The sequence below is a fragment of the Beggiatoa leptomitoformis genome, from assembly GCF_001305575.3.
GTDB classification, from domain to species: domain Bacteria; phylum Pseudomonadota; class Gammaproteobacteria; order Beggiatoales; family Beggiatoaceae; genus Beggiatoa; species Beggiatoa leptomitoformis.
On the sequence record NZ_CP012373.2, the window covers coordinates 3,931,216 to 3,953,785 of the forward strand.

Genomic DNA, 22,570 nt, shown 5'->3' on the forward strand with positions numbered 1-22,570 from the left:
TATCTACTGCGCAGCTTTTTTTGTTACTTAGCTAGAAACTAAACTTAAAAACGCTTGCCGAGTCCACTCAAGATAATTCATCGATTATTTTGATGGTTAAGCCCGTTACTTTTGCAATAATTTCATGAGGAATACCTTCCTGTTTCAACTGCAATGCGGTTAAACGAATCGCTTCATCTTTGCCTTTCTCCATACCTTCGGCAAGTCCTTTTTCAATCCCCTGAGCCAGCCCTTTCTCTATTCCTTCAGCCAGTCCTTCAGCCAAACCCTCAGCTTTACCCTCATCAAAAGCCGTATCAATCACATTTTTTAAATCCCGATAGACTTTTAAACTTTCCTCATACTCTGCATATTCTTGGTCGGTATAATTTGCGATTTCTGCTTGTTCAAACAGCTTGCCGAATATCTTCTCTTGCAGTTTTTTCGGGCGGTTGGTTAAATTTTCTAAATTCCGTAAAATATACAGCCATTTGTCAAAATGCGTTTCTAATTCATTTTCAGTTTTGGTGAATTTAGGCATTTCTAAATAGATATAAGTCAATTTGTCATAAAAGACTCTTTTGGTACTTTGGTCTATCAATTTAACTTCATGATGAAAAACGTCTTGGTCTTCTTTATCCTCATCAAAGACAAAATCTAAAATGCCAACGGTATAAATCGCGTTGGTAGTGCTAAAGAAGCAGTGATTTGTTATAATCATTAATGAAAAAAATAGTAGCCCCAATGTGATTTTCTATTTTCTTGGAGAAAGATAAGGTTTTCCTCACTAAACGACTGACACGCTGTCTTAACGTATTATTAAATCGCTCTATATGATTGGTCAGCCCCGTCTCCTTCCCTACTGCTTGATGCCGTTTACTCGGAAGAACTTTCTGGTACGCTTCCCAGAAGTCGGTGTAACAGACTGCACATTGCCGATATACCGCTGGGAGTGAATTCCAGAGTGCTTGCGCTCCCTCAACATCTCGCTTCCCAAAGGCAATCCCGACAACCTCTCGTGAGTCTCTATCCAACGCTAACCATACCCACACTTTCTGGCGACGCTGCCCAACAAATGACCACATCTCATCGCATTCTAAGCGCAACTGTCCTTTTTTTTAACGGCTTGTTCTAGTCTTTGTTGCGCATACAAACCATTGACATAATGTTGTAGCCATGTGCCTGAGATTCCTGTAACACGGGCTATTCCTCTCAGTGAAAGTTTTTCTTTTAATAGCTTGTCCACCTGTGCCCACGTCTCTTGGCTTATGTATTTCTTGGTGGGTTGTTCTACAAATCGTCGTCCGCATTCGCGACATTTGTAGTTTTGTGTCCCTGTGCGGGTTTTTCCGTATTTCACAATGTGTGTCGCTTTACAGCTTGGGCAGGTTAGCATTTTAGGGACTCTTCTTCTTTCTTCTGTTTTCTTATTTTAATATCACTTTCTCTTTAGCACTACCATCGCGTTTAATTTAAAATCCCATTGACCTTTTTCAGCTTGTTGTTGAATTGGAAACGTAGAGTAATAAATACTACGGTCTTTGAAATAGTTTTGTTTCGCTTTTTGTAATTCAACGATAAACCTTTCCCCGTATTCGTTTTCGCAATAAATATCAAAAATTGCTTTACGATTATCGATGTGTCGCCCGAGTTGTTCAGGAGGAAGATAAGTCAAGTCAATAATTTGTCCTGTCTTTTTCTGCAATAGCTCATTAAGAAAATCGACAAGCAAGTCCTTATTTGGTTCACTCCCAAACAACTTTTTAAACCCAAAATCGGTAAAGGGGTTGATGTATTTGTCTTTTACGCGCATAAAATCCCTCTTGTATCAAACAATTTTATCTACTGCGCAGCTTTTTTTGTTACTTGGTAAATGTCTAACATACTTTGAATTAATGACTGCTGTTCTACAGGCATTGTGTTAAATTTCTCCGCCATATCTGCACGAGCCTCACTCGGTGCTTCGTTCAACAAATAATAAATTGCCGCAATCCAGCGAAAATTATCACCATCCGTATTTTTTAATACTGTTAAGGCTTCCGTTACCGTCGCAAATTCCATATATTCCCTCACGTAGATTCATTTATCTAATAGTTTAAATCATCTTTAATTTAGCATAGCATGGTTGTTAATTAGCCACGTTGCAACAAAGAAACCCACAGAATGCTTGTTTAAACTAAGCGACTTAATCGCCATTTTGAATTTAAAAATCCACTTTAACAACATCTATTTAACCTGTATTTACCTTAAAAAATACAGGTTTTTCATGCCTTTAGCTACATTTTCTGCTAAACTTCAACTTCTTTAGACTTTCATTATCATCGGTTGTTACACTCATGACGACACAAACCCGTATTCGTGAAATCCCTTACAACTACACTTCTTTTTCCGACCGAGAAGTTTTTCTTCGCTTGATGGGGGAAAATGCTTGGCAAACTTTCAACGAATTACGCACACAACGGAGAACAGGACGTTCCGCCCGTATGTTGCTGGAAGTGCTTGGAGATATTTGGGTTATTCAACGCAATCCCTTTATTCAAGACGATTTGCTCGACAACCATAAACGGCTTGAATCGCTGATTCATTCCCTAACACATCGTCTTGCCCAAATTGAAACCCGTGCGGAAGATAATCCTTTAACGCTTAGCTTGATAAAAACAGCTCAACAAACGGTACAACAATTTCATGCGTGGTTAGACAGCCAACACATGCTACGCCGTAAAGTACGCCGTCGTTTGCGCCAAGTTACACATAAAGACAATATCCGTTTCGACGGACTAGCCCGCGTTTCGCATGTCACTGATGCGACGGACTGGCGCGTTGAATATCCCTTTGTTGTCCTATGCCCTGATACTGAAAAAGAAACCGCAGGGCTGGTTAAAGCATGTATTGAACTTGGGCTAACGCTGATTCCGCGTGGGGGTGGCACAGGTTACACGGGGGGAGCTGTACCGTTAGTACAAGACAGTGCTGTAATAAACATGGAAAAATTAGAAGCCATGGGAGCTGTCACACAACGCACTTTACCCAATGTCGACAAACCTGTCTCCACTATTTGGGTAGAAGCGGGTGTAGTGACTAAGCGCGTTGCTGAACGTGCCGCAGAACATAAATGTATTTTTGCAGTTGACCCTACTTCGCAAGAAGCCTCCACCATCGGCGGTAATATCGCCATGAATGCAGGCGGAAAAAAAGCCGTTTTGTGGGGAACAACGCTAGATAATCTCGTTTCATGGAAAATGGTTACACCTGATGCGGATTGGATAGAAATTGAACGCCTAAACCACAACTTAGGCAAAATTCATGAAATCCCTTTCGCTGAATTTCGTGTAACCCGTTACGACATAGACGGCAAAACCCAAAAAGGTGAACCAACTGTTTTACGCATCCCCGCCCATGAAATCCGCAAACCGGGATTAGGTAAAGATGTTACTAATAAATTTCTTGGCGGTTTACCCGGAGTACAAAAAGAAGGTTGTGATGGCTTAATTACCTCCGCCGTATTCGTTTTACACAAACAACCCACGTTTACCCGCACTGTTTGCCTAGAATTTTTCGGTGCGGACTTGCGCAAAGCCGTTCCTGCGATTGTCGAAGTGAAAAACTACTTAGATAGCGTTCCTACCGTGTTACTAGCAGGCATGGAACACTTAGATGAACGATATGTACGCGCCGTGAAATACAGCACCAAAGCCCCACGTCAAGAACTGCCAAAAATGGTTTTATTAATTGATATTGCAGGAGAAGATGAAAATGCAATTGCACAATCTGCCTCACATATCGTCCGTTTAGCCAATGCTCGTGAAGCAGAAGGGTTTGTTGCTATTACCGCAGAAGCCCGTCAATTATTTTGGAAAGACCGTTCACGCACCGCCGCGATTGCAGCACATACCAATGCGTTTAAAGTCAATGAAGACGTTGTCATTCCGCTAGACCGTTTAGCCGAATACAATGACGAAATTGAACGGATTAACATCGAACAATCCACCCAAAATAAACTGCAAATCGTTGATAAAATTCTTTATTATTTAGAAAATGATTTACCTACCAGCTTTAACACCAAACAAGGCGGTGATTTTGGACATTGCCAAGAATCAGGCGAAATCTTAGCGACCAAAAAAGCAACCGCTATCGACTACCTGCAAAAAACCAAACAACTTTGGGCGCATTTAATGGCAAATTTAGACATGCCTGCCCACACGTTAAAAACCCTTACGGATGCAAATTTACTCACCTTTAGAGAAAGTTACAGTCTTGCCAATATTACAGATAATGGCACAGAAAGCATTTTTGCTTTATTACAACGTCGCGACCTGCGAATTTCTTACCGTCTCACCGTTCAAAAAACACTAGACGATATTTTTATTGGCTTGAATTTACAAGAAGTTCAACAAAAAATCTGCGATATACACCACAAAAAACGCAGTGGACGCTTATTTGTCGCTACCCACATGCACGCGGGCGATGGCAACGTACATACCAATATCCCTGTTAATTCTAATGATTACGCCATGCTGCATGAAGCCGACCGCATTGTTGCCCGCGTTATGGCCTTTGCAGAAAAGCTTGGCGGGGTGATTTCAGGCGAACATGGCATTGGCATTACTAAACTCCAGTTTTTAAGCCCTGAATATCAACAAGCCTTTATTCAATATAAAGAAAAGATAGACCCCAAGGGTCATTTTAATCGCGGAAAACTGCTTCCTAATGGCGGACTACAAAACGCCTATACCCCATCATTACGACTGTTAGAACGAGAAGCCCTCCTGCTAGAAGCCAGCGAATTGGGCGAATTGAACGTGATGATTAAAGACTGCTTACGCTGTGGCAAGTGCAAGCCCGTCTGCAATACCCATGTCCCACGTGCTAACTTACTCTACTCGCCACGCAATAAAATCCTAGCGACTGGATTGATTATTGAAGCCTTTTTATACGAAGAGCAAACACGACGCGGCATTTCTTTACGCCATTTTGACGAAATGAATGATGTCGCCGACCATTGCACCGTTTGCCACAAGTGCGAAAATCCTTGTCCTGTGAATATTGATTTCGGCGATGTCACCATTAAAATGCGTAACATTCTGAAAAAACAAGGACAACGGCGGGCAAGTCTTGGCACATGGGCAGCGATGCGCTACCTCAACGCAACAGACCCCTTATTTATCAAAATTCTCCGTACTGCCATGTTAGATTGGGGATTTAAAGCCCAAAATTTGGGTTATCAACTGGCGAAAAAACTAGGGTTTGCAGGTAAAAAAACCATTCCGCACGCCACAACGGGCAAAATGCCCTTAAAAGCGCAAGTCATTAATTTTGTAAAAAAACCGCTACCCGCCAGTTTACCGAAAAAAACCATGCGCGGATTGTTAGAGCTAGAGGATAAAAATACCATTCCAATTTTGCGCGACCCTGCAAAAGTGACAGATGATAGCGAAGCCGTGTTTTACTTCCCCGGTTGCGGTTCGGAACGCTTATTTAGCCAAGTGGGTTTGGCAACCTTAGCCATGCTGTATGAAGTTGGTACACAAACTGTTCTCCCACCGGGATATTTATGCTGTGGCTATCCACAACTGGCTAATGGTGACGAAGTTAAAGGGCAAAACATCACCACAGGGAATCAAGTTTTATTCCATCGTGTAGCTAATAACTTAAATTATTTAGATATTAAAACCGTTATTGTCTCTTGTGGAACTTGCATGGACCAACTGCTGAAATATCAGTTTGGACAAATTTTCCCCAACAGTCGTTTATTAGATATTCACGAATACCTAATGGAAAAAGGCATTACGTTAGAAGGAGTTAGTGGCGAACGGTATATGTATCATGACCCTTGTCATTCACCGATGAAAACGTATAATCCGACGAAAGTTGCTTCCAGTTTATTGGGGCAATCGGTTTTATTGTCTGAGCGGTGTTGTGGTGAAGCGGGTACGTTTGCGGTTGCGCGTCCTGACATTGCAACGCAAGTGCGTTTCCGTAAACAAGAAGAGTTACACAAAGGCGTGAAAAGTCTTAGTGGGACTGAAACTAATGAACAAGGGACGGTTAAAATGCTGACTTCTTGCCCTGCTTGCGTGCAAGGTTTATCGCGTTATCGGGATGAAGTAGGGATTGAAACCGATTATATTGTTGTAGAACTCGCTAATAAAAACTTGGGCAATGGCTGGCAACAACGGTTTATTGAAAAAGTTCAACACGGCGGGGTTGAACGGGTGTTGTTGTAATAATCAGGTTATTGGTTTTTAAGTTTATTTAGGGTGTATAACGCTGATGTTTATACACCCTATTGTTTCAGGAGATTTGAAATGGATTCAACAAATACGCCACCCAGTCGGAAAAAACCGCTTGCCAGTCATCAAGGATTACCGATTGAGAAAGTCGATAGCATAAAAAACGAGAACCCGCAGGTAGTTAAAGTTAATAAACACTTATTTAAACAGATGGAACAGGCGGCTAAACGTGGAGATGCTAAAGCGCAATTTAATTTAGCGGTTTGTTATCATAAAGGCGAAGGAGTTGCACAAAACCATGAAAAGGCTGTTGAATGGTATCAAAAATCCGCACAACAAGGGTTTTCTCAAGCGCAGTTTAATTTAGCGAATTGTTATAGAAAAGGCGTAGGGGTTGCACAAAACCATGAAAAGGCTGTTGAATGGTTTGAAAAATCTGCACAACAGGGGTTTGCCCAAGCACAGCTTAGTTTAGCTCTTTGTTATCACAAAGGCATAGGGATTGTGCAAAGCGATGAAGAAGCTTTTGAATGGTTTAAAAAATCTGCACAGCAAGGTGATGCTCAAGCACAGCTTAGTTTGGCTCTTTGTTATCATGAAGGCGTAGGGGTTGCACAACACCATGAAAAGGCTGTTGAATGGTTTGAAAAATCTGCACAACAAGGGGATGCTGAAGCGCAGTTTAATTTAGCGGTTTGTTATGAAAAAGGCAAAGGGGTTGCACAAAACCATGAAAAGGCTTTTGAATGGTATCAAAAATCCGCACAACAAGGGTTTGCTAAAGCGCAGTTTAATTTAGCGAATCATTATCACGAAGGTGTAGGGGTTGAGCAAAACGATGAAAAATCGCTTGAATGGCTTGAAAAAGCGGCTAAACAGGATAGTGATAAAAACATTGCTATTCTTGCTCAATATGCCCTAGCAACCGCTTATAAACAAGGTAGATTTGGTGCTATTAATTTATCTAAAGCGAAAGAATATTTACATGAGATTACAGATGATAAAGAAATAAATTCTATCTTAGAAGGAATACAAGAGATTGATGGGGAGAATCAAGAACAAGTTATCCGTGTTATTCGTCAAGTATCAATGAATGCGTTAATTGAACTGGAAAGACAAGAGGCTAAAGAAAAAGCCGACAAGGAAATGTTATCGTTTTTAACGCATACCTTGAATAATAGTTTAGGAACAGTTGATGAAAGTATTCACATTATTATTTCAACACTGGGAACAGACTATAAAGAGGATGCCAATAAATTCAAAGCAGTCTCACGACTATTATCACTGGCGAATATTTTTTCTGTTACTAATACATTAATCCAGATGTTTAAACAATATATAACAGAACCAGAAAATTTTAAAACCAAATGGAAACAAGATAATAAAGGCAGCGAAACCATTTATACAACCTTAGCTTTTGCCTTACAACAAACGGTTAATCGCTTGTTTTTTCGTCTGTCTTCCCGATATTTAGCTAAATTCTTTCCCCAATTCACTAATACGGAACAAGACCAACTTAAACAACAATTTGTACAAGAGATTCTTTTTATAGAAGATAAGTCTTCACAAAAAATTATTGAATGGCTTAAAAATGAATTTGACATTATCGAACTAGAAATTGATGAGGAACAATTTCATTTTGAAAAAGATGGCATTAGATTCACTTTCTTATTTTCTATTTTTTCCGAAATTATTTACAATGCAATTCGTTATGCAACAGAAAAACCAATAAAAGTGACTTGGTCTAAAAATGCAGATAGTTATTGTTTTACCTGTAGCAATCGCTTTTCAATAGAAAAACGTTATAAAGAAGAAAAAAGTCAACAAGGACTTGTTTTTATAAGAAGATTATTAACGCTTTTGCATAAATCTGAATTGATTGTTGACGATACAGAAGATAATTACACCATAACCGTTAAACTTCATCAGGATAATTTTATATGAATATTTTATGGATTGAGGATTTTGGGGCTGAAGGCGAACAAAAAACAATGTTCCAAGCGATTTTTAAAGAATTGCTCCCTTCAGAAGTATGTGATGCAGTTCTCAATAATAACGCTTTAGATTTAGCAGATAATCCAGAAGACTTAACAGTATTTTTAGAGAAATTAGAAAAAGAGGCTTTTTTTAAAAATCGTGTTTTTCACAGCATCGATTTACGAGGGAATTATCATGGATTTACAGAAATTTGTTCTAAAAAAGTACAGGATATCGATGTTGTGTTATTAGACCTGAGTTTAGGGGCAGACCCTGAATCTATACGCCCATCTTTAAAAGAAAATGGCTATGAACGTAAAAAAGGCGGTTTGTATCTTTATAACTATCTGATTTATTCAGGGTTTCCAAAAGAGAATATTTGCATTTTTACAGGTGAAGCAGAAAGTTTAAAAGAATTTGTAACAGCTTGTAAAACAATGCTAATTCCACAAGATAAAAAACCAAATGCTTTTGAAAAAAATACAAAAGGCTATAATGAATTACGTGATTGGCTAAAACAACAAGAACAATCCCGTTATTTAACATTAAGACGAGGCATTATTAATGCTTGCCAGTTTATTAAAAAACATATTAAAGACTCAAATGAAAATCTTCAGTTTCAGCACTTTCTGAAGGAAAAGCCTGATATTAGCGAATTAAAAGCCAATATGGCGGATTATTTGGATACGTTAGAAAAGTTCTTACCATTGATAGAACCTGTTAATAAAGAAGGAGATTATAAGCTATTTATTCGTACACTTGCGCATGAATGGGAAGATAATGCGAGTCCTAAAAATTTAAATCTTACGACAGAAGATAAGTGTTTATCTGCGTTTGGTTGGATTATGAAATGTACACGAAATTGGATTGCCCATAATGGATTACAGCAACCTTTTGATGAAAAAAGCGTAGCTTTTTTATTTATCGTTGCAATGCGTAGCATGTTCAAATTAGAGGAAAACGTACAAGGTTACGAAACAATACTTTTTTCCTTGCTAACATCTGCCATATCTGCAACAGATATGAAGAAAATCATAAAAAACAGAGAAATTCCATTAGCGCAAACATTCATAACTGCAAGAGATGAGCTTAAAAGTAAAACGCCTGAAGAAAAATCGTTTAATGAAGTTTTAGACACATTAAATCGCAAAAAAGCGAATTATGATTATATAAAAGGATTACATCAAATTTATTGGCTAACCTTGCCTAAAGCCACTGTTACCAGCGATGTTCCTGTGAAACAACAAGGGGATGAGTGGACTTGTACAACAACATATCGCTTGGATGAACTACATAGCTACGGCAAAAAACAATTCGAGAAAAACCCAGATTCCTTCCTTTTTCACTTCTCCCGCCATATTTACCCCTACAGTTTTTAATAAATCTAAAGCTTGCACATGGGAACAAAAAATAGCGTATTAGACTGTTTAAACGCTCTCGCGCCATTGCAAGCCATATAAAACATCTTTTGGTGCAAATAAAAAATGTAATACCCGCCGTAAACCTGTTCCAGAAGATTTAGATGAAGCATGTAATAACAGTGGACGCATCACTAATGCAGAACCTTGTTCTGCAACACAGATAATCTCTTTTTGCATGGTGTTACGCTGGGTAACTATCTTTTGTGGATTTAGACGACCCAATAAATGTGAACCCGAAATAACACGCAATGCGCCATCTTCAGCTAAACAGGGGTCAAGATGTATGCGAATCGCCAACATTTCTGCCAATAAAGCGGCGGGGGCTTGCACAAATAATCCGCTCTCTTTTTCTGACCAACCTTGTAATTGAGGATGTTCAACACGATACGCAACGGGAATGCTAAGGTCTTGATGAAAAGAGACTAGCCAATTACGAGATAACGATTTTTCAAAATAAGTGCATTGCACAGCAACTATATTTGAAGAAAGTATGCTGGTAAGAATGGGATGCGCTCGCAAACGTTGCACTATTTCAGCACACCATGCTAGGGATAAAAGCGAACGAGTACCCGCAGAGGTAGGCGTAATCTTTGGGATGTTAGTAGCGAATGTCTCGCATTCAATCGGTGAAAAGACACTCGGCACTAACACAAAACCAGCAGTGGTTAAAGATGGTTGAATCACAACATAAGCCTATAAAATAATAGCTATTTATACAATGGGATTATGCACGGTTACTAATTTTGTTCCGTCGGGAAAAGTTGCTTCTACTTGAACATCGAGAATCATCTCGGCAATCCCTTCCATCACGTCTTCACGTGTGAGTAATTGCGCGCCTTCGCTCATTAGTTGGGCTACGGTTTTGCCTTCGCGGGCCCCTTCCATAATGGCACAAGCAATATAGGCAACGGCTTCAGGATAGTTGAGTTTTAATCCTTTGGCTTTGCGACGTTCTGCAAGTAAACCAGCGGTAAATAAGAGTAATTTGTCTTTTTCTCTGGGGGATAATTCCATTGTTAAATCCTTTGGTTATAGCTCACGTACCCATTTGAAACGTGATAGTTGTTGATGCCATTTGTGGTCACGAATTTGTTGGTAATACAGATTCATTTTTTGACAAAAAACGGTGTAAAACTGGGTTTTTTTGAGTAAAAAATGAAAAGGTAATAGTTGATGCAAAATAATATTATTGGTGTAGCCATCTTCGCCAAAGGTGGTTGGTGGGGGTTTGATGCTGGGGTCGGGGTCGTATGCGGTTTTAAAAATCAGGTCCATAAAAATAAAATTGCCTGAAAAATTGGTGTCCCATGCTTCTTTATCTTGGGCGTGGTGCCAGCGGTGAAAATGGGGGGAGGAGATGAGTAATTTATGCAGACTGCGTGGCACGTTTAAATTGCTGTGGATAAATCTATCCATAAATCCGCGTGCAAATTCATAAATCAGTACAACTTCAGGACGTGGCGCAAGGTAGGCAATGATAATGAGTATGGGGGCGGTAAATAAGGCACGGTCAAGGATGTGAAAGCGACTGGTTGAGAGGGAATCTAGCGTGGTAGAGCTGTGGTGAACGCGGTGGAATTCCCATAATACAGGGATTTTGTGCGAGTAATAATGGGCAGTGTAAAAAACAATCTCGCCAAGAATAATCAGGATTATCATGGTGTAGAAAAAGGATTTATCACTGAGATAGCCTTGTAAATAGCCATTGTGTTCTGCGGGAAAAACGTAAATCGCAACGCCCATGATGATAAAAAATTCAATGCCAAATGGGTGATAAGGATAGAGCAAATCACTTATAAACCCTTGTCTTAAAAGTGGCTTTTTTTGGATGTACCAGAAGCGTTCTAAAATGGGTAGGGAAAATACCCAGCCGTAGGCAATAAAAAAGTGTAATAGGTTCTGGAGGAAGTCAGGCAGTATCATCTTTAGGATTCTGTGGTGAAAAAAAGCGGTTAATCGTTGTAATATAGCGTATCTTGGCAGGGCTTTAAACCAATGACTGCGGTTGTAAGATGGTGTAAAACTATTTGGTCAAGCGGACAAAATGTTAAGATAAGAAATAATCATATCAAGCCAATGAGGAATTATTAACTGTGTTTCAAATTATAGTTGCGGGTGGCTGGGTGATGCTGCCTATTTTATTGTGTTCTATTGCCGCATTAGCCATTATTGGGGAGCGTTTTTGGAGTTTGCAACGAAAGTATATTATTCCAAAAGGCTTAATTAATCAGGTCTGGAAACGGATGCAGGAAGGCAATTTTGATAAAAAGCATTTGGAGGTGTTACGGAATAATTCCCCTCTAGGCAAGATGTTAGCTGCTGCGATTGCCCACATGCACCATGACCGTGAGATGATGAAATCGGGCATTTCTGAGGTGACTAATGAGGTTGTGCATGATTTGGAAAAATATTTGAATACATTGGGAACAATCGCAGAAATTTCTCCTTTGTTGGGTTTGTTGGGTACGGTGACAGGGATTATTAGTATGTTTGCCGCTGTTGGGGAGCATGGTTTAGGTAATCCTGCTGTGTTATCAAACGGGTTATCTGAGGCATTAATTACGACCGCCGCTGGTTTATTTGTCGCAATTCCAACGTTTGTGTTTTATCGATATTTTCGCGGTAAGGTTGACCAATTTCTTGTTGATATGGAACAGGAAACGTTAAAAATGATTGATATTATTCATGGCGAGCGTGAGGCTGAATAATGTTTAAACGGCGACGGAGAGATAGTCGGGACAGTTTGCGGATTAATTTAACGCCGCTGATTGATACGGTTTTTTTGTTGTTGGTATTTTTTATGATGACGACGACGTTTAATCGGCAATCAGAGTTGAATATTGATTTACCTCAAGCGAATGGAGAAGCCCCTAAAGAACAAAATGCGCTAACGCGAATTTATATTACCGCACAGGGTGACTATGCGATTAATGATACTAGTAAAACATTAGTTAATAATCAATTAGATACTTTGACGACGGCGTTAAAGCAAGTGATTGGTGATAGTTCTAACCCGCGAATGATGATTAGTGCCGATGCAAAAACGCCTCATGAAGCAGTAATGCGTGCGATGGAAGCGGCGCGTAATCTTAATTGTGTGCATTTGAGTTTTGAAGTAGAACAAAAATCTGAGTAAGTTACTATCATGAAGTGGAATGATATTTGGTATGGAAGCCATCCCGTCAGCGTGTTACTAATCCCCTTTGCTTGGTTATATTGCGGTCTTGTGCGCTTGCGTCGTCAGTTTTATCGTTGGGGTATTTTCTCTTGTTATCGTCCGCCGATACCTGTCATTGTGGTCGGTAATTTAACCGTTGGGGGAACGGGTAAAACGCCGTTAGTCATTTGGTTAGCCCGTTTTTTAAAGCAACAGGGTTATCGGGTGGGGATTGTCAGTCGCGGATATGGGGGAAAAAGTGCGGTGTATCCTATTTCTGTTACTGAGCAAAGTGACTCAAGAATTGTTGGTGATGAGCCGATTTTATTGGCAAAACATAGCCATTGTCCTGTGATGATTGCGCCTGAACGAAAAAAAGCCGTTAAAATGTTATTGTCGCAATTTGCTTGTAATATCATTATTAGTGATGATGGATTGCAACATTACGCGCTACATCGGGATATTGAAATCGCGGTATTAGATGATGTGCGCCGTTATGGGAATCGACGTTGTTTACCCGCAGGCGCGTTGCGTGAGCCGATTAGTCGGCTACAACAGGTTGATTTTTTGGTGACGAAAGGGGCAGTCGGTTTAAAAAATGAATTTTCTATGCAATATGACTTGCAAGCCTTGCATGCGTTAACTGATGAGCGCGTTATAAAGCCTTTATCTGATTTACGTAATCAAGAAGTTCATGCGATTGCGGGGATAGGACACCCTGAAAAGTTTTTTAGTCGTTTACGGGATTTAGGCTTAAAAGTCATCAGTCACGAGTTTCCCGACCATTATTATTATACGGCAGATGATATTACCTTTATGGATAATCTGCCTGTGATTATGACGGAAAAAGACGCGGTAAAATGTAAATTGATTGCGGGCGCACAACATTGGTATTTGCCCATAGACGCGCGACTACCCGTTACATTTGGCGAGAAGTTATTACAACGTTTAAAAAGGATAGAAATAAATGGACAAAAGACTGCTTGATATATTGGTTTGTCCAGTAACCAAAGCCCCATTAATTTACGATAAAGATACGCATGAATTACGTTGTAAGGCTTCACGCTTAGCGTATCCTATTCGTGATGGTATTCCTGTTATGTTGCCTGATGAAGCACGGCAAATGACACAGGAAGAAATTGATCAGTTAAAGTAGTGCTAGCGAAGTATTGAGGGGATTTGTCTGAATAACAGATTAACCCCCTCTAACGGTTTTATTATTACGCAAATAAGTAAAAAAACCTGTCAGAAAGGGTAAATCCTGACAGGTTTTTTTATCGTCTTATAAGACTTCTTGCAAGATGGATAGGGATTATCCGTTATTGCGAGGGGTTTATTCTAAACGTTCTATCCCTAACGCTTTCAAAATATACTTCTCAAATGCAGGTTCGGAAATTCCTTTTTTCATCTTGTGTAAGAAGTATTTCTCAAAACCAATCTTGGCTAAATGTACCCATTTCCCTTTTTTCGACCATGTCACATTACGTGGTGGAATTTGTGGAATAGCAACAAAAGCAACCCCCGTATCACCCAAATCGGCTAAACAAATCGCGTTCCATGTTGCAACTTTACTAGGCTCTTTGCCTTGAATTTCATTCACAATATTTGCAACGGTTGCCGTAACCATAGACTCAATCATATAGCCTGTTTTTGGCGCGCCAACGGCGATAGGAGTCGCTTCTACAGGAGGGATAGCAATACATACCCCCACAGAATAAATATTTTTATACATTTTGCTTCGTTGATAATCATCAACAATAACAAAACCGCGTGGATTACATAAACCTTCTACCGCAGCAACGGCATCAATCCCTTTAAACGCGGGCAACATCATAGAGTAATTAAACGGTAACTCATGCTGTTTATAAACTTCACCCTTATCGTTATGCTCATCAACAAACATTTTACCCTGTTCGATTTTGCTGACTTTCGCATTAGTAATCCATTTAATATGTCGCTCACGCAATTCTGACTCGAGCATCCCTTTTGAATCACCAACCCCACCTAAGCCCATGTGTCCGATATACGGTTCGGCTGTTACATAAGTCATGGGAATATCTTTGCGGCGTTTTGCTTTGCTCAAAGCAGAATGCACAATCATTGCAAACTCGTATGCAGGACCATAACAACTTGCCCCTTGTACCGCGCCAATCACAACAGGACCGGGATTGTCTAACAAACTTAAATAACCTTCATACGCCTTCTCAGCATGGTCTAATGTACAAACAGAATGCGTAAAACCATTTACAGGGCCTAAACCCGGTACTTCATCAAAAGACAACTTAGGTCCTGTTGCAATCACTAAATAATCATAGTGAATGGTTTGTTCACTGCTTAACGTGATTTGGTTTTGTTGCGCGTCAATTTTCGTGACGGTTTGCATAATAAAATTAATTTTTTTACGTTTTAAAACAGGCTCTAAGGCAAAACTAATATCTTCCCGCTTACGCCAACCCACAGCAATCCATGGATTTGAAGGAATAAAATGAAAATGGTCAGTTGTATTAATAACGGTTACTTCATGACCATTACCCAACTCATTTTTCAGCTCAAGTGCCGCAGGAAGCCCACCAATACCTGCCCCGATAATAACAACATGTGCCATGCTTTATCCCCTTTACTTCAAGTGGTTACTAAAAAAATATACTGCAACGTTATTGTTTATTCTATTAAATGCGAATATTCCCACAATATTAGCTGATAAATTCTAACTTGTGGATAATATAATTGACGAGAAATATATGAAAAAATTATTACCACAATACGAAATAGTTATAAGATACCCTATAACCAATAAGTTAAGATAATTCAGCCTTTTTGCCTTACGCACTATCACATTATTCACATGACCAATAAATATAAGAGTTATCAATATATCCCACCCTTATTAAATGTACTACGGGAATTAGGTGGTAAGGCAGAATCCGCTGAAGTACGCAATAAAATTGTGCAACTTTTGAATATATCAGAGAGTACACGCCAAGAACTCAACACGCGAGGACTTTCTAAAGTAGAGAGCAATATTAGCTGGATGACGGTTTATCTCAATGCAGAAGGATTAATTGATAAAAATATTAGAGGCTTATGGCAACTAACTGAAAAAGGTAAACAAACTTATTTAACCAATACAGAAGCACGTGCATTATGTGCCAAATGGAACAAAATTTATAAACAGCGCAAAATACAACAACAAGATACGGAAAGCTCCGTTAAACTCCCCAGTTTAGAAACCACCTTTCAACACTTTCAAATTGACCCATTAGAAAAATTCCGCGTAAAAGTTCGCCAACACCAAGCACAACGCCTGCGTCAGTTATTGGCTAATCCTGAAACCGTTTCAGTTCAATGCTTTGAACAAGAAGTATGGATGTTTGAAAGTGCAGCAACCTTAAATGGCAACGATGTGACAGGGCGTATTTTTTTTAATCCGACCCCCTTAACAAACGCAGAAATTCAACAGTTTGAACAAGCCTTAGAAACAGGAGAATTAATCTTAGAAGGGCAACACATTTGGGGAGCGAGTGCCAATAATCCCATTTTTGCCCCCCATTTAAAGCACGAAGCACAAAAATACCATTGCATTCAAAAAGCCCTTATTCTACTCAATAACACGACTCTAACCCCTTTAGAAAAAGCCATTGCTATCAAAGAAATATCTGGCTTTGGTGACATCATCACCACAGGATTGGTGATGGCGTTTCATCCTGACGAATTTGCTATTTATCGCTATTCAGCCAAGCGCGTCTTAGAAGAACTCGGCTATACCATCCATTCATTAAGCACCTTTCAACAAGAAATATCAGGGCTGAAACAACGTTTAAATGCCCACGATTTTATTGAATTAGACTGGTTTTTATACCTACACTTACAACATCTTAACTTAGCAGATGAGGCGATGATGATGGATGACGATATGCCAACATGGCAAGCACTCCTACAACCCAGCATCAACTACAAACCGCCTAGCTTTACTGAGATACAAACCTTTATCCAAGCTAAACAATTAGCTATTAGCACGCGCACCCTGCGCCGTTATCACCTAGCCTTGCAACTACGTGGTTTTGTTATTCTTTCAGGTCTAAGCGGTACAGGAAAAACATGGTTAGCCGAAAGTTATAGCGAAGCGATACAAGCAAAAACGCTACTTGTTCCCGTAGCACCAAACTGGACAAGTAACGAAGATTTATTAGGTTATCTCAACCCATTAGCCAATAAATATCAAGATACGCCTTTTAGCCAATTTCTCCGCGAGGCAGGCAATGCTTATACACAATATGGCGAATTTGCACCCCCTTACCACTTGATTTTAGACGAAATGAATTTGGCACGGATAGAATATTATTTTGCGCGGTTTTTATCCGCCCTAGAAATTCGCGCCCGCCAAGGTAACGCAATGATAGAACTCGCCCCTAACGAAAAAGTGCTATTCCCCCCTAATTTGTATTTCATTGGAACAGTCAATATTGACGAGACAACACACGGATTCGCCGATAAAGTTTACGATAGAGCGCAATTAATCGAATTAACCATTGATAGAGAAGCCTTAAGTGCGCAATTACACGACTTAGCCTATCAATCAATACTCATGGAAATTTGGGACTGTTTACACCCTATAGCCCCCTTTGCCTTTCGTGTAATCACGGAAATAAAACGCTATATTCAAGCAGCAGAGCAACTGGATGTTTGTTGGGAAGACGCATTAGATGAACAAATTATGCAGAAAATTCTCCCTAAAATACGCGGTGGCGATAACCGTATCACCATTGTATTAACACAGTTTATTCAACTAGCAGAACTGCACAAATTAACGTTAAGCAGGGATAAAGCACAACAAATGCTAGAAAACTTTAAACAATATGGCATAGGTTCTTATTTTTAATAAATAACCTTGAATTAATTAATATTATTTATTTCTTCTCTTTGGCGGATGTGTTATTTAAATCTTCAATACTTTCCATTAACTCCACAATAACACTGCTTAATGATTTTGTTGCATTATTTAAACTTTCATCTAACTTTTGGGTAAAACTTTCTACTTGTTGACGATAATTATCGACACCTTTACTTAACTCTTGGAAAACTTTAGCAACATCCTCATCTACTTTCTCAAAATGGCTTTGATATTTTTTCCAAACTTGCTCAACTGTTTTATTCGTACTATTCAAGCTCTCACTAGAACTGGTACTAACGGCTTGCAATGTATTAACCGTTGTTTCCATTGACTGGCTGAGGGTTTTTACATTATTTAGCGTCAAATTTAACGCCTGAACTGTTTCGCTCAAAGGTTGCCCAACTAAAGTTAATTGCGCCCCTGTTTCTACCAACTGTGTTTGAATATTCCCTAATTGTTTTAACGACAATTTAAACATTTCTACAGTTTGACCACTCATTTCACTCATTTCTGTACGCACAATTGCAAATTTATCCGCCGCATCCGTTAATTGAGTAGCTAATTGTTGCGAAGCACTGGATAAACGCATCTCTAACTTTTCCCCCGCTAATCCTAACGCAGCCCCTGCATCTTGGGCTTTGGTACGTAGATGATTGCTAGATTCATCAATCCCTTGCTTTAGTCCTGTCATCGCGGTTAATAACGCACTCAACGGCTCACCAACCCGTTGTAATTCTTGAGCAGCAGTCTGATTAATTTCTGCTGTTGTCGCAGACATTCGTTCTAATAAATTATCTGCCGCATGGTTAAAGCCTTGTTGCAAAGTAGAAGCCGCATCCGTCATGCGCGAGCCAAAATCTACACCTGACATATCAAACTGTTGGCGTAATTCGCCGAGTGTAGGAATTAACTTTTCTAGGGCTTGCGCGACTTGTTTCATTTCCTCCCCTGCCGCGTTTTGTAGATGCTGGCTAAAGGTTTCAACCATGCGCTCTAGCGCGTTTTGATTCATCCCCCCAACCCTGTCCGCTAGTCCGTCAATTGCAACAGATAACGGTTTCATTGCTTTCGCCAATTTTTCAGAAAATTTATCTTCTAAGGCATTGGCGATTGAGGCGGCTAAATCAGTATTAAACCGTTCTAATTGTTCAGTTTGGCGTTTACTTTCTTCTATTTGCGCACCATTAACTTGTTCTAGGGTAATAAAGGTTAAGTGACTTTCCAAACTATGACAGAAAATATGGAATTTTTCTTGTAAGTTATGCAGTTGCACTTTTTCACGCCATGAAAATACAATAGAGGCGATGAGACCCGAAATAGAAGTAATAAATTTAAAGGTTGCCGCATGTAATAAATCACGCAAAGCTTGTTGTGCTTTTTCAATATCAGGTGCAGCAACACCTTGACTTGCAAACCATAAAGCAGCAACCAATCCAATAAAAGTAAAAAATAAACCAATACCAACAAAAATATTAGGAGCTGATTGATAAAGGCGTAAATTTAAACGTGGGGCAATCAGTGTTGTTTCATTAAAGTATAAATCAGGGCGATGGGTGTAAAAAATCGGTTCACGGGGTTTTTTTGGCAAAATAAGGGTTTTACGAAAGGCTTCCCACTGCTGCGCGAGCAATGGATTTTTCTGTAATTGTTCGTTTAATATTTCATAATGATTGATAAATTCACTAGGCGGAATTTTATCAATGGCTTGTTGTGCTTGGAATAATTGGCGTTCAAACCGTGCGAGAGTGAGGCGAAATAATCCCCAAATACTCAGCGCAAGCAATAAAATACTTAATGCAAGTCCCCAAGGAATCATAGGGTTATTGATAAGGCTAAAAAATAAATCCATTTGCATTATCCATTGAGGGTAGTAGTAAATAATGATATTAAAGAAATAGATTAGTGAGGGAAAACCTCAAAATGTTAAGTTGTCCGACATGTAAAACAATGGTTTGTAGAACAACTCACAAGCAATATATCCACACTGAAGCGTGTGATAAGCGTTGGTTATTCGTTGGAACACGTCAAGAGAAAGTGTGGATTCGCGTTAGAAAAAGACTCTCAACGCGGTGGGAAAAGAAGATTAGGTCTTAAGAATCATGTCGTTGCTATTATCTTTTTTATTAACCACTTAATCAATTACTACATTATTTATATTTCATCTAATGTTGGTAAACCAAAGCCCTGATTTGATTTGAATTCAATTTCATAACCCAAATTAAAAAGTATTAAATCTAAAGTCTTAACAGAAGTATTTCCCAACTCACCTCTTTCAACTTTGCCTAAAGTCACTCTACTGATACCGCAGCGCGTTGATAATTGTTCTTGTGTTAATAGCTTCTCTTCTCTTAACTTTCTAATTTTACTTCCAATTTCGTGTAATTTCACTAGGAATATCCTTGTAACTTTTTTCATCTAAAGACAATATCCAGCTATCAATCATTATTTGTCCTATTTTTGCAAAATCGTTATTTTTTAAAATGTATTCTTGAAGATTGGAGATACTATTTTTTATGGATTCAATACAGTCTGCATAAATTTTTAACGCCTTACTTTCTTTTAAATAACAGTATTGTAGTCCGAATTTTATCAACTCTTTTTTACCAAACCATATTTTTTTACCAAACATGCTTAAAGCGGGTCTATCGTTATGAATATAAGCAACTGTATTAACCACATCATAAGCGGGTGAAAACCATCTATTTGAAAAATCGTGGTTATACAGCATTCCAAAATTTTTAAGGTGAGCATCTCCATTTTTAAGTAGATAATTCATAATGATTACTTTATAAAAACATTCCATATCTTTTAATTGATTGGTTGATATTGTGTATATCGTTTTTGCAATTTGTTCATAGCTTCCACTATATTTTTCATCCCTATTTTTACCAAGTAGTGTCAAAATCTCTTCAAATCCCCAAAAAGTATCGGTTTCTTTATCATAATTAAATCTTTCAACTAATAAAAATTTATTATTTTGGGATAATTTAATATTGGGTATTTTTACACCTGTTTTTTCTACGGCTTTTAAACAAAAATATTCATTAAGTGCAAGTTGTTGATATTCTTCTCCCCAAGTTTTTATAATGTACTCTTTTGATGCAATACTCTCTTTATCTTTTAAGATAGCGAGTGATTTTCGTTGAACACCAGAAATAGCATTTTTATCTAAAAAAGTAGTTACAATTTTTGTAAAAGTATCTTGGGTATCGTTTTGTAAAATATCATCTAAATCAAATGAAAAAAATTCTTTTTTTAATATTTCGCTTTCGTAGGATAATCTTCCTTGAATATTTGAACAAATATGGGAAAAAATCAAAAAATCGTTAAGATAGCCATATTTTTTTGTCAAAAACTGTTTAAAAATTTCAAATAAATACCCTTCAGGCATATTCATATCAAAAATGGGGTGTAATTTGTAGTCCCAAATATAGGAAGAATTTTTATAAGGCATAATCAATGAAATAGGTTTACTCTCAACGGTATAATTAAAACCATATTGATTTTTCTCGGGTTCAAAAAACAGCTTTCCTACTTCTTCATTATCCACTTTTACTTTTATAGCTTTCATAGATTCACTTAAATGATAAATTTACTTATCATTTAATGATTTTTTCGTAAAAATGTAAAGTAATTTTATCATCTAACTATCATCTTTTTTATTAGCCACCACCGCATCATAAAAAAAGCCAGCATCTATCGGGTGATAAATACTGGCTTTTTATTATTCATGTGTACAAATTGCTTAATATCCACCTGCTTGATGGCGGAAACGGCTATAAGCAGCTCTATAATCAGGATTTTTGAAGTAGCGTGGCATAACGGCTTCAATAGTCGTTGGAATAATGCCTAATTTTGCGAAATCATTGCCTTCTTTAGGACAAATACTATCGGTTTGAGATGATAGGTAATTGTCTAAAGAATAGGGTTTTCCCGGAATGTGTTCAAAAACCTTTGCTTGTAAGAATGAATGGCTTTCACTCAAGGGGATAATCCAGCGTTTTATGCTTAATAATTCGCGCGCGGTGTAATTTACTAATTCAAGCAAGCTATAAACCTTAGGACCACAGAGATTATAACGTTGACCATGATGCTCACCGTTTTTATTGTCTAAGACCTTTACCAGTGCATCGACAACATCATTTACCCAAACAGGGGCAAATTTTGTGTTAGGACAAGGAACGGGAAAAACAGGCGCGATTTGAAGTATGTTTGCAAACCGATTAAAGAAAGAATCGTCGTTGCCAAAAATAACGGAGGGTCTAAAAATCGTGGAGCTAACGCCTTTTGTCGCTAAAATTAAATCTTCTGCTTCGCCTTTGGTACGTAAGTAGTTGCTAGAGCCTCTTTTTGCATCAGCATTTAATGCGCTAAGATAAAGAAACTTTTCCACTTTATTCGTTTTGCAGGCGGTTAATAGGTTTTTAGTAATCTCAACGTGTGCCTTACGAAAGCCACTGCCGTCATTGCCAACTTCGTTGAGAATGCCAACTAAATTAACAACAGCATCCGCACCAACCAATTGTTTATTTAATTCCGCTTGGTCGAATACATTGGTAGAAATCACTTTTACGGAAGGTAACACGAGCAAATCGCGGTGTTTTTCACGTTGCCGAGTGAGTACATTTACTTGGCAACCTTGATTTGCTAGGCGCGCTGTTAAATGTTTACCAACAAATCCAGCTCCCCCCACAATACAAATTTTACGCATTACTGTTTTCCTTGTAGCCAAATCAAGAATATGGGTAAAAAGGGTTATTATACCTTTTTTTACAATGAGAATGACGGCAATCTTGCGATAATACGCAAAGCCGAGTCCATTATTTTTAATATAAAATCAATGGATAATAATTTAAAAATGGACTTGTCAGGATTCATCAGCTTTTTTAAATTAAACGGTTTTTAAACGCTTATG

The 22,570-nt window shown here is 38.6% G+C and carries 19 protein-coding genes and 1 pseudogene; 8 read left to right on the plus strand and 12 right to left on the minus strand.

What is annotated here, in order from left to right; all coding sequences use genetic code 11:
• Positions 1 to 67 precede the first annotated feature (67 nt).
• The 4 genes and pseudogenes from AL038_RS16765 to AL038_RS16780 form a co-directional block, all read right to left on the minus strand.
• A complete protein-coding gene (locus AL038_RS16765; protein ID WP_062154774.1) occupies positions 68 to 700 on the minus strand; it encodes a PD-(D/E)XK nuclease family transposase in 633 nt (210 codons plus the stop codon).
• A protein-coding gene (locus AL038_RS16770; RefSeq protein ID WP_414635095.1) for an IS1 family transposase occupies positions 672 to 1,375 on the minus strand; the annotation gives its coding sequence in 2 pieces (ribosomal slippage) (positions 672 to 1,096 and positions 1,096 to 1,375; 705 coding nt in all). The genes AL038_RS16765 and AL038_RS16770 overlap by 29 nt, the downstream gene beginning before the upstream one ends.
• 63 nt (positions 1,376 to 1,438) lie before the next feature.
• Positions 1,439 to 1,792: pseudogene (locus AL038_RS16775) on the minus strand (PD-(D/E)XK nuclease family transposase); the annotation flags it as partial.
• A gap of 29 nt (positions 1,793 to 1,821) precedes the next feature.
• A complete protein-coding gene (locus tag AL038_RS16780; RefSeq protein ID WP_062154776.1) occupies positions 1,822 to 2,040 on the minus strand; it encodes a hypothetical protein in 219 nt (72 codons plus the stop codon).
• Between the two features lie 275 nt (positions 2,041 to 2,315).
• Here AL038_RS16780 and AL038_RS16785 point away from each other — a divergent pair, with 275 nt between their 5' ends.
• From AL038_RS16785 to AL038_RS16795, 3 genes are all read left to right on the plus strand, one after another.
• A complete protein-coding gene (locus AL038_RS16785; protein WP_062154778.1) occupies positions 2,316 to 6,203 on the plus strand; it encodes a DUF3683 domain-containing protein in 3,888 nt (1,295 codons plus the stop codon).
• Between the two features lie 81 nt (positions 6,204 to 6,284).
• Positions 6,285 to 8,153 carry a tetratricopeptide repeat protein gene (locus AL038_RS16790; protein ID WP_062154780.1) on the plus strand — a complete coding sequence of 623 codons (1,869 nt, stop codon included), beginning with the start codon at positions 6,285 to 6,287 and terminating at the stop codon, positions 8,151 to 8,153.
• Positions 8,150 to 9,565, plus strand: a complete 1,416-nt coding sequence (locus AL038_RS16795; RefSeq protein WP_062154782.1) for a hypothetical protein — start codon at positions 8,150 to 8,152, stop codon at positions 9,563 to 9,565. The genes AL038_RS16790 and AL038_RS16795 overlap by 4 nt, the downstream gene beginning before the upstream one ends.
• A 48-nt stretch (positions 9,566 to 9,613) precedes the next feature.
• Here AL038_RS16795 and AL038_RS16800 read toward each other — a convergent pair whose 3' ends face one another.
• From AL038_RS16800 to AL038_RS16810, 3 genes are read right to left on the minus strand one after another with little or no spacing between them, the layout of a single operon-like run.
• A complete protein-coding gene (locus AL038_RS16800; RefSeq protein WP_062154784.1) occupies positions 9,614 to 10,291 on the minus strand; it encodes a phytanoyl-CoA dioxygenase family protein in 678 nt (225 codons plus the stop codon).
• 27 nt (positions 10,292 to 10,318) lie between these two features.
• Positions 10,319 to 10,621 (minus strand): urease subunit gamma, encoded by a 303-nt coding sequence (gene ureA, locus AL038_RS16805; protein ID WP_062154786.1) that lies wholly within the window; start codon positions 10,619 to 10,621, stop codon positions 10,319 to 10,321.
• A gap of 15 nt (positions 10,622 to 10,636) precedes the next feature.
• The gene (locus tag AL038_RS16810; RefSeq protein ID WP_062154788.1) at positions 10,637 to 11,530 is read right to left on the minus strand and encodes a sterol desaturase family protein; all 894 of its coding nucleotides are present in this window, start codon (positions 11,528 to 11,530) and stop codon (positions 10,637 to 10,639) included.
• 170 nt (positions 11,531 to 11,700) lie between these two features.
• On the opposite strand from AL038_RS16810, the gene AL038_RS16815 reads away from it, so the two are divergent.
• The 4 genes from AL038_RS16815 to AL038_RS16830 are packed head-to-tail and all read left to right on the plus strand — an operon-like array spanning position 11,701 to position 13,920.
• A complete protein-coding gene (locus AL038_RS16815; RefSeq protein ID WP_083991565.1) occupies positions 11,701 to 12,315 on the plus strand; it encodes a MotA/TolQ/ExbB proton channel family protein in 615 nt (204 codons plus the stop codon).
• The gene (locus tag AL038_RS16820) at positions 12,315 to 12,743 is read left to right on the plus strand and encodes an ExbD/TolR family protein (protein ID WP_062154790.1); all 429 of its coding nucleotides are present in this window, start codon (positions 12,315 to 12,317) and stop codon (positions 12,741 to 12,743) included. The genes AL038_RS16815 and AL038_RS16820 overlap by 1 nt, the downstream gene beginning before the upstream one ends.
• A gap of 9 nt (positions 12,744 to 12,752) precedes the next feature.
• Positions 12,753 to 13,751, plus strand: coding sequence for a tetraacyldisaccharide 4'-kinase (gene lpxK, locus AL038_RS16825; protein ID WP_062154792.1), 999 nt, complete (start codon positions 12,753 to 12,755; stop codon positions 13,749 to 13,751).
• A complete protein-coding gene (locus tag AL038_RS16830; RefSeq protein WP_062154794.1) occupies positions 13,732 to 13,920 on the plus strand; it encodes a Trm112 family protein in 189 nt (62 codons plus the stop codon). The genes lpxK and AL038_RS16830 overlap by 20 nt, the downstream gene beginning before the upstream one ends.
• A gap of 177 nt (positions 13,921 to 14,097) precedes the next feature.
• On the opposite strand, the gene AL038_RS16835 is transcribed toward AL038_RS16830, so the two are convergent.
• The gene (locus AL038_RS16835; RefSeq protein ID WP_062154796.1) at positions 14,098 to 15,369 is read right to left on the minus strand and encodes an NAD(P)/FAD-dependent oxidoreductase; all 1,272 of its coding nucleotides are present in this window, start codon (positions 15,367 to 15,369) and stop codon (positions 14,098 to 14,100) included.
• Between the two features lie 240 nt (positions 15,370 to 15,609).
• Between AL038_RS16835 and AL038_RS16840 the strand changes: the two genes are divergently transcribed.
• The gene (locus AL038_RS16840; RefSeq protein WP_062154798.1) at positions 15,610 to 17,643 is read left to right on the plus strand and encodes a winged helix-turn-helix domain-containing protein; all 2,034 of its coding nucleotides are present in this window, start codon (positions 15,610 to 15,612) and stop codon (positions 17,641 to 17,643) included.
• 28 nt (positions 17,644 to 17,671) lie between these two features.
• Here AL038_RS16840 and zorA read toward each other — a convergent pair whose 3' ends face one another.
• The 4 genes from zorA to AL038_RS16860 all read right to left on the minus strand — a co-directional run bounded on the left by zorA (position 17,672) and on the right by AL038_RS16860 (position 22,366).
• Entirely contained in the window at positions 17,672 to 19,504 is a 1,833-nt protein-coding gene (gene zorA, locus AL038_RS16845; protein ID WP_062154800.1) for an anti-phage ZorAB system protein ZorA, read from the minus strand.
• Between the two features lie 302 nt (positions 19,505 to 19,806).
• On the minus strand, positions 19,807 to 20,043 hold the full coding sequence (locus tag AL038_RS16850) for a helix-turn-helix domain-containing protein (protein ID WP_062154802.1): 237 nt from the start codon (positions 20,041 to 20,043) through the stop codon (positions 19,807 to 19,809).
• Positions 20,018 to 21,226 carry a type II toxin-antitoxin system HipA family toxin gene (locus tag AL038_RS16855; RefSeq protein ID WP_062154804.1) on the minus strand — a complete coding sequence of 403 codons (1,209 nt, stop codon included), beginning with the start codon at positions 21,224 to 21,226 and terminating at the stop codon, positions 20,018 to 20,020. Before AL038_RS16855 ends, AL038_RS16850 begins: the two co-directional genes overlap by 26 nt.
• Before the next feature lie 174 nt (positions 21,227 to 21,400).
• On the minus strand, positions 21,401 to 22,366 hold the full coding sequence (locus tag AL038_RS16860; RefSeq protein WP_062154806.1) for a complex I NDUFA9 subunit family protein: 966 nt from the start codon (positions 22,364 to 22,366) through the stop codon (positions 21,401 to 21,403).
• Between the last annotated feature and the right edge of the window lie 204 nt (positions 22,367 to 22,570).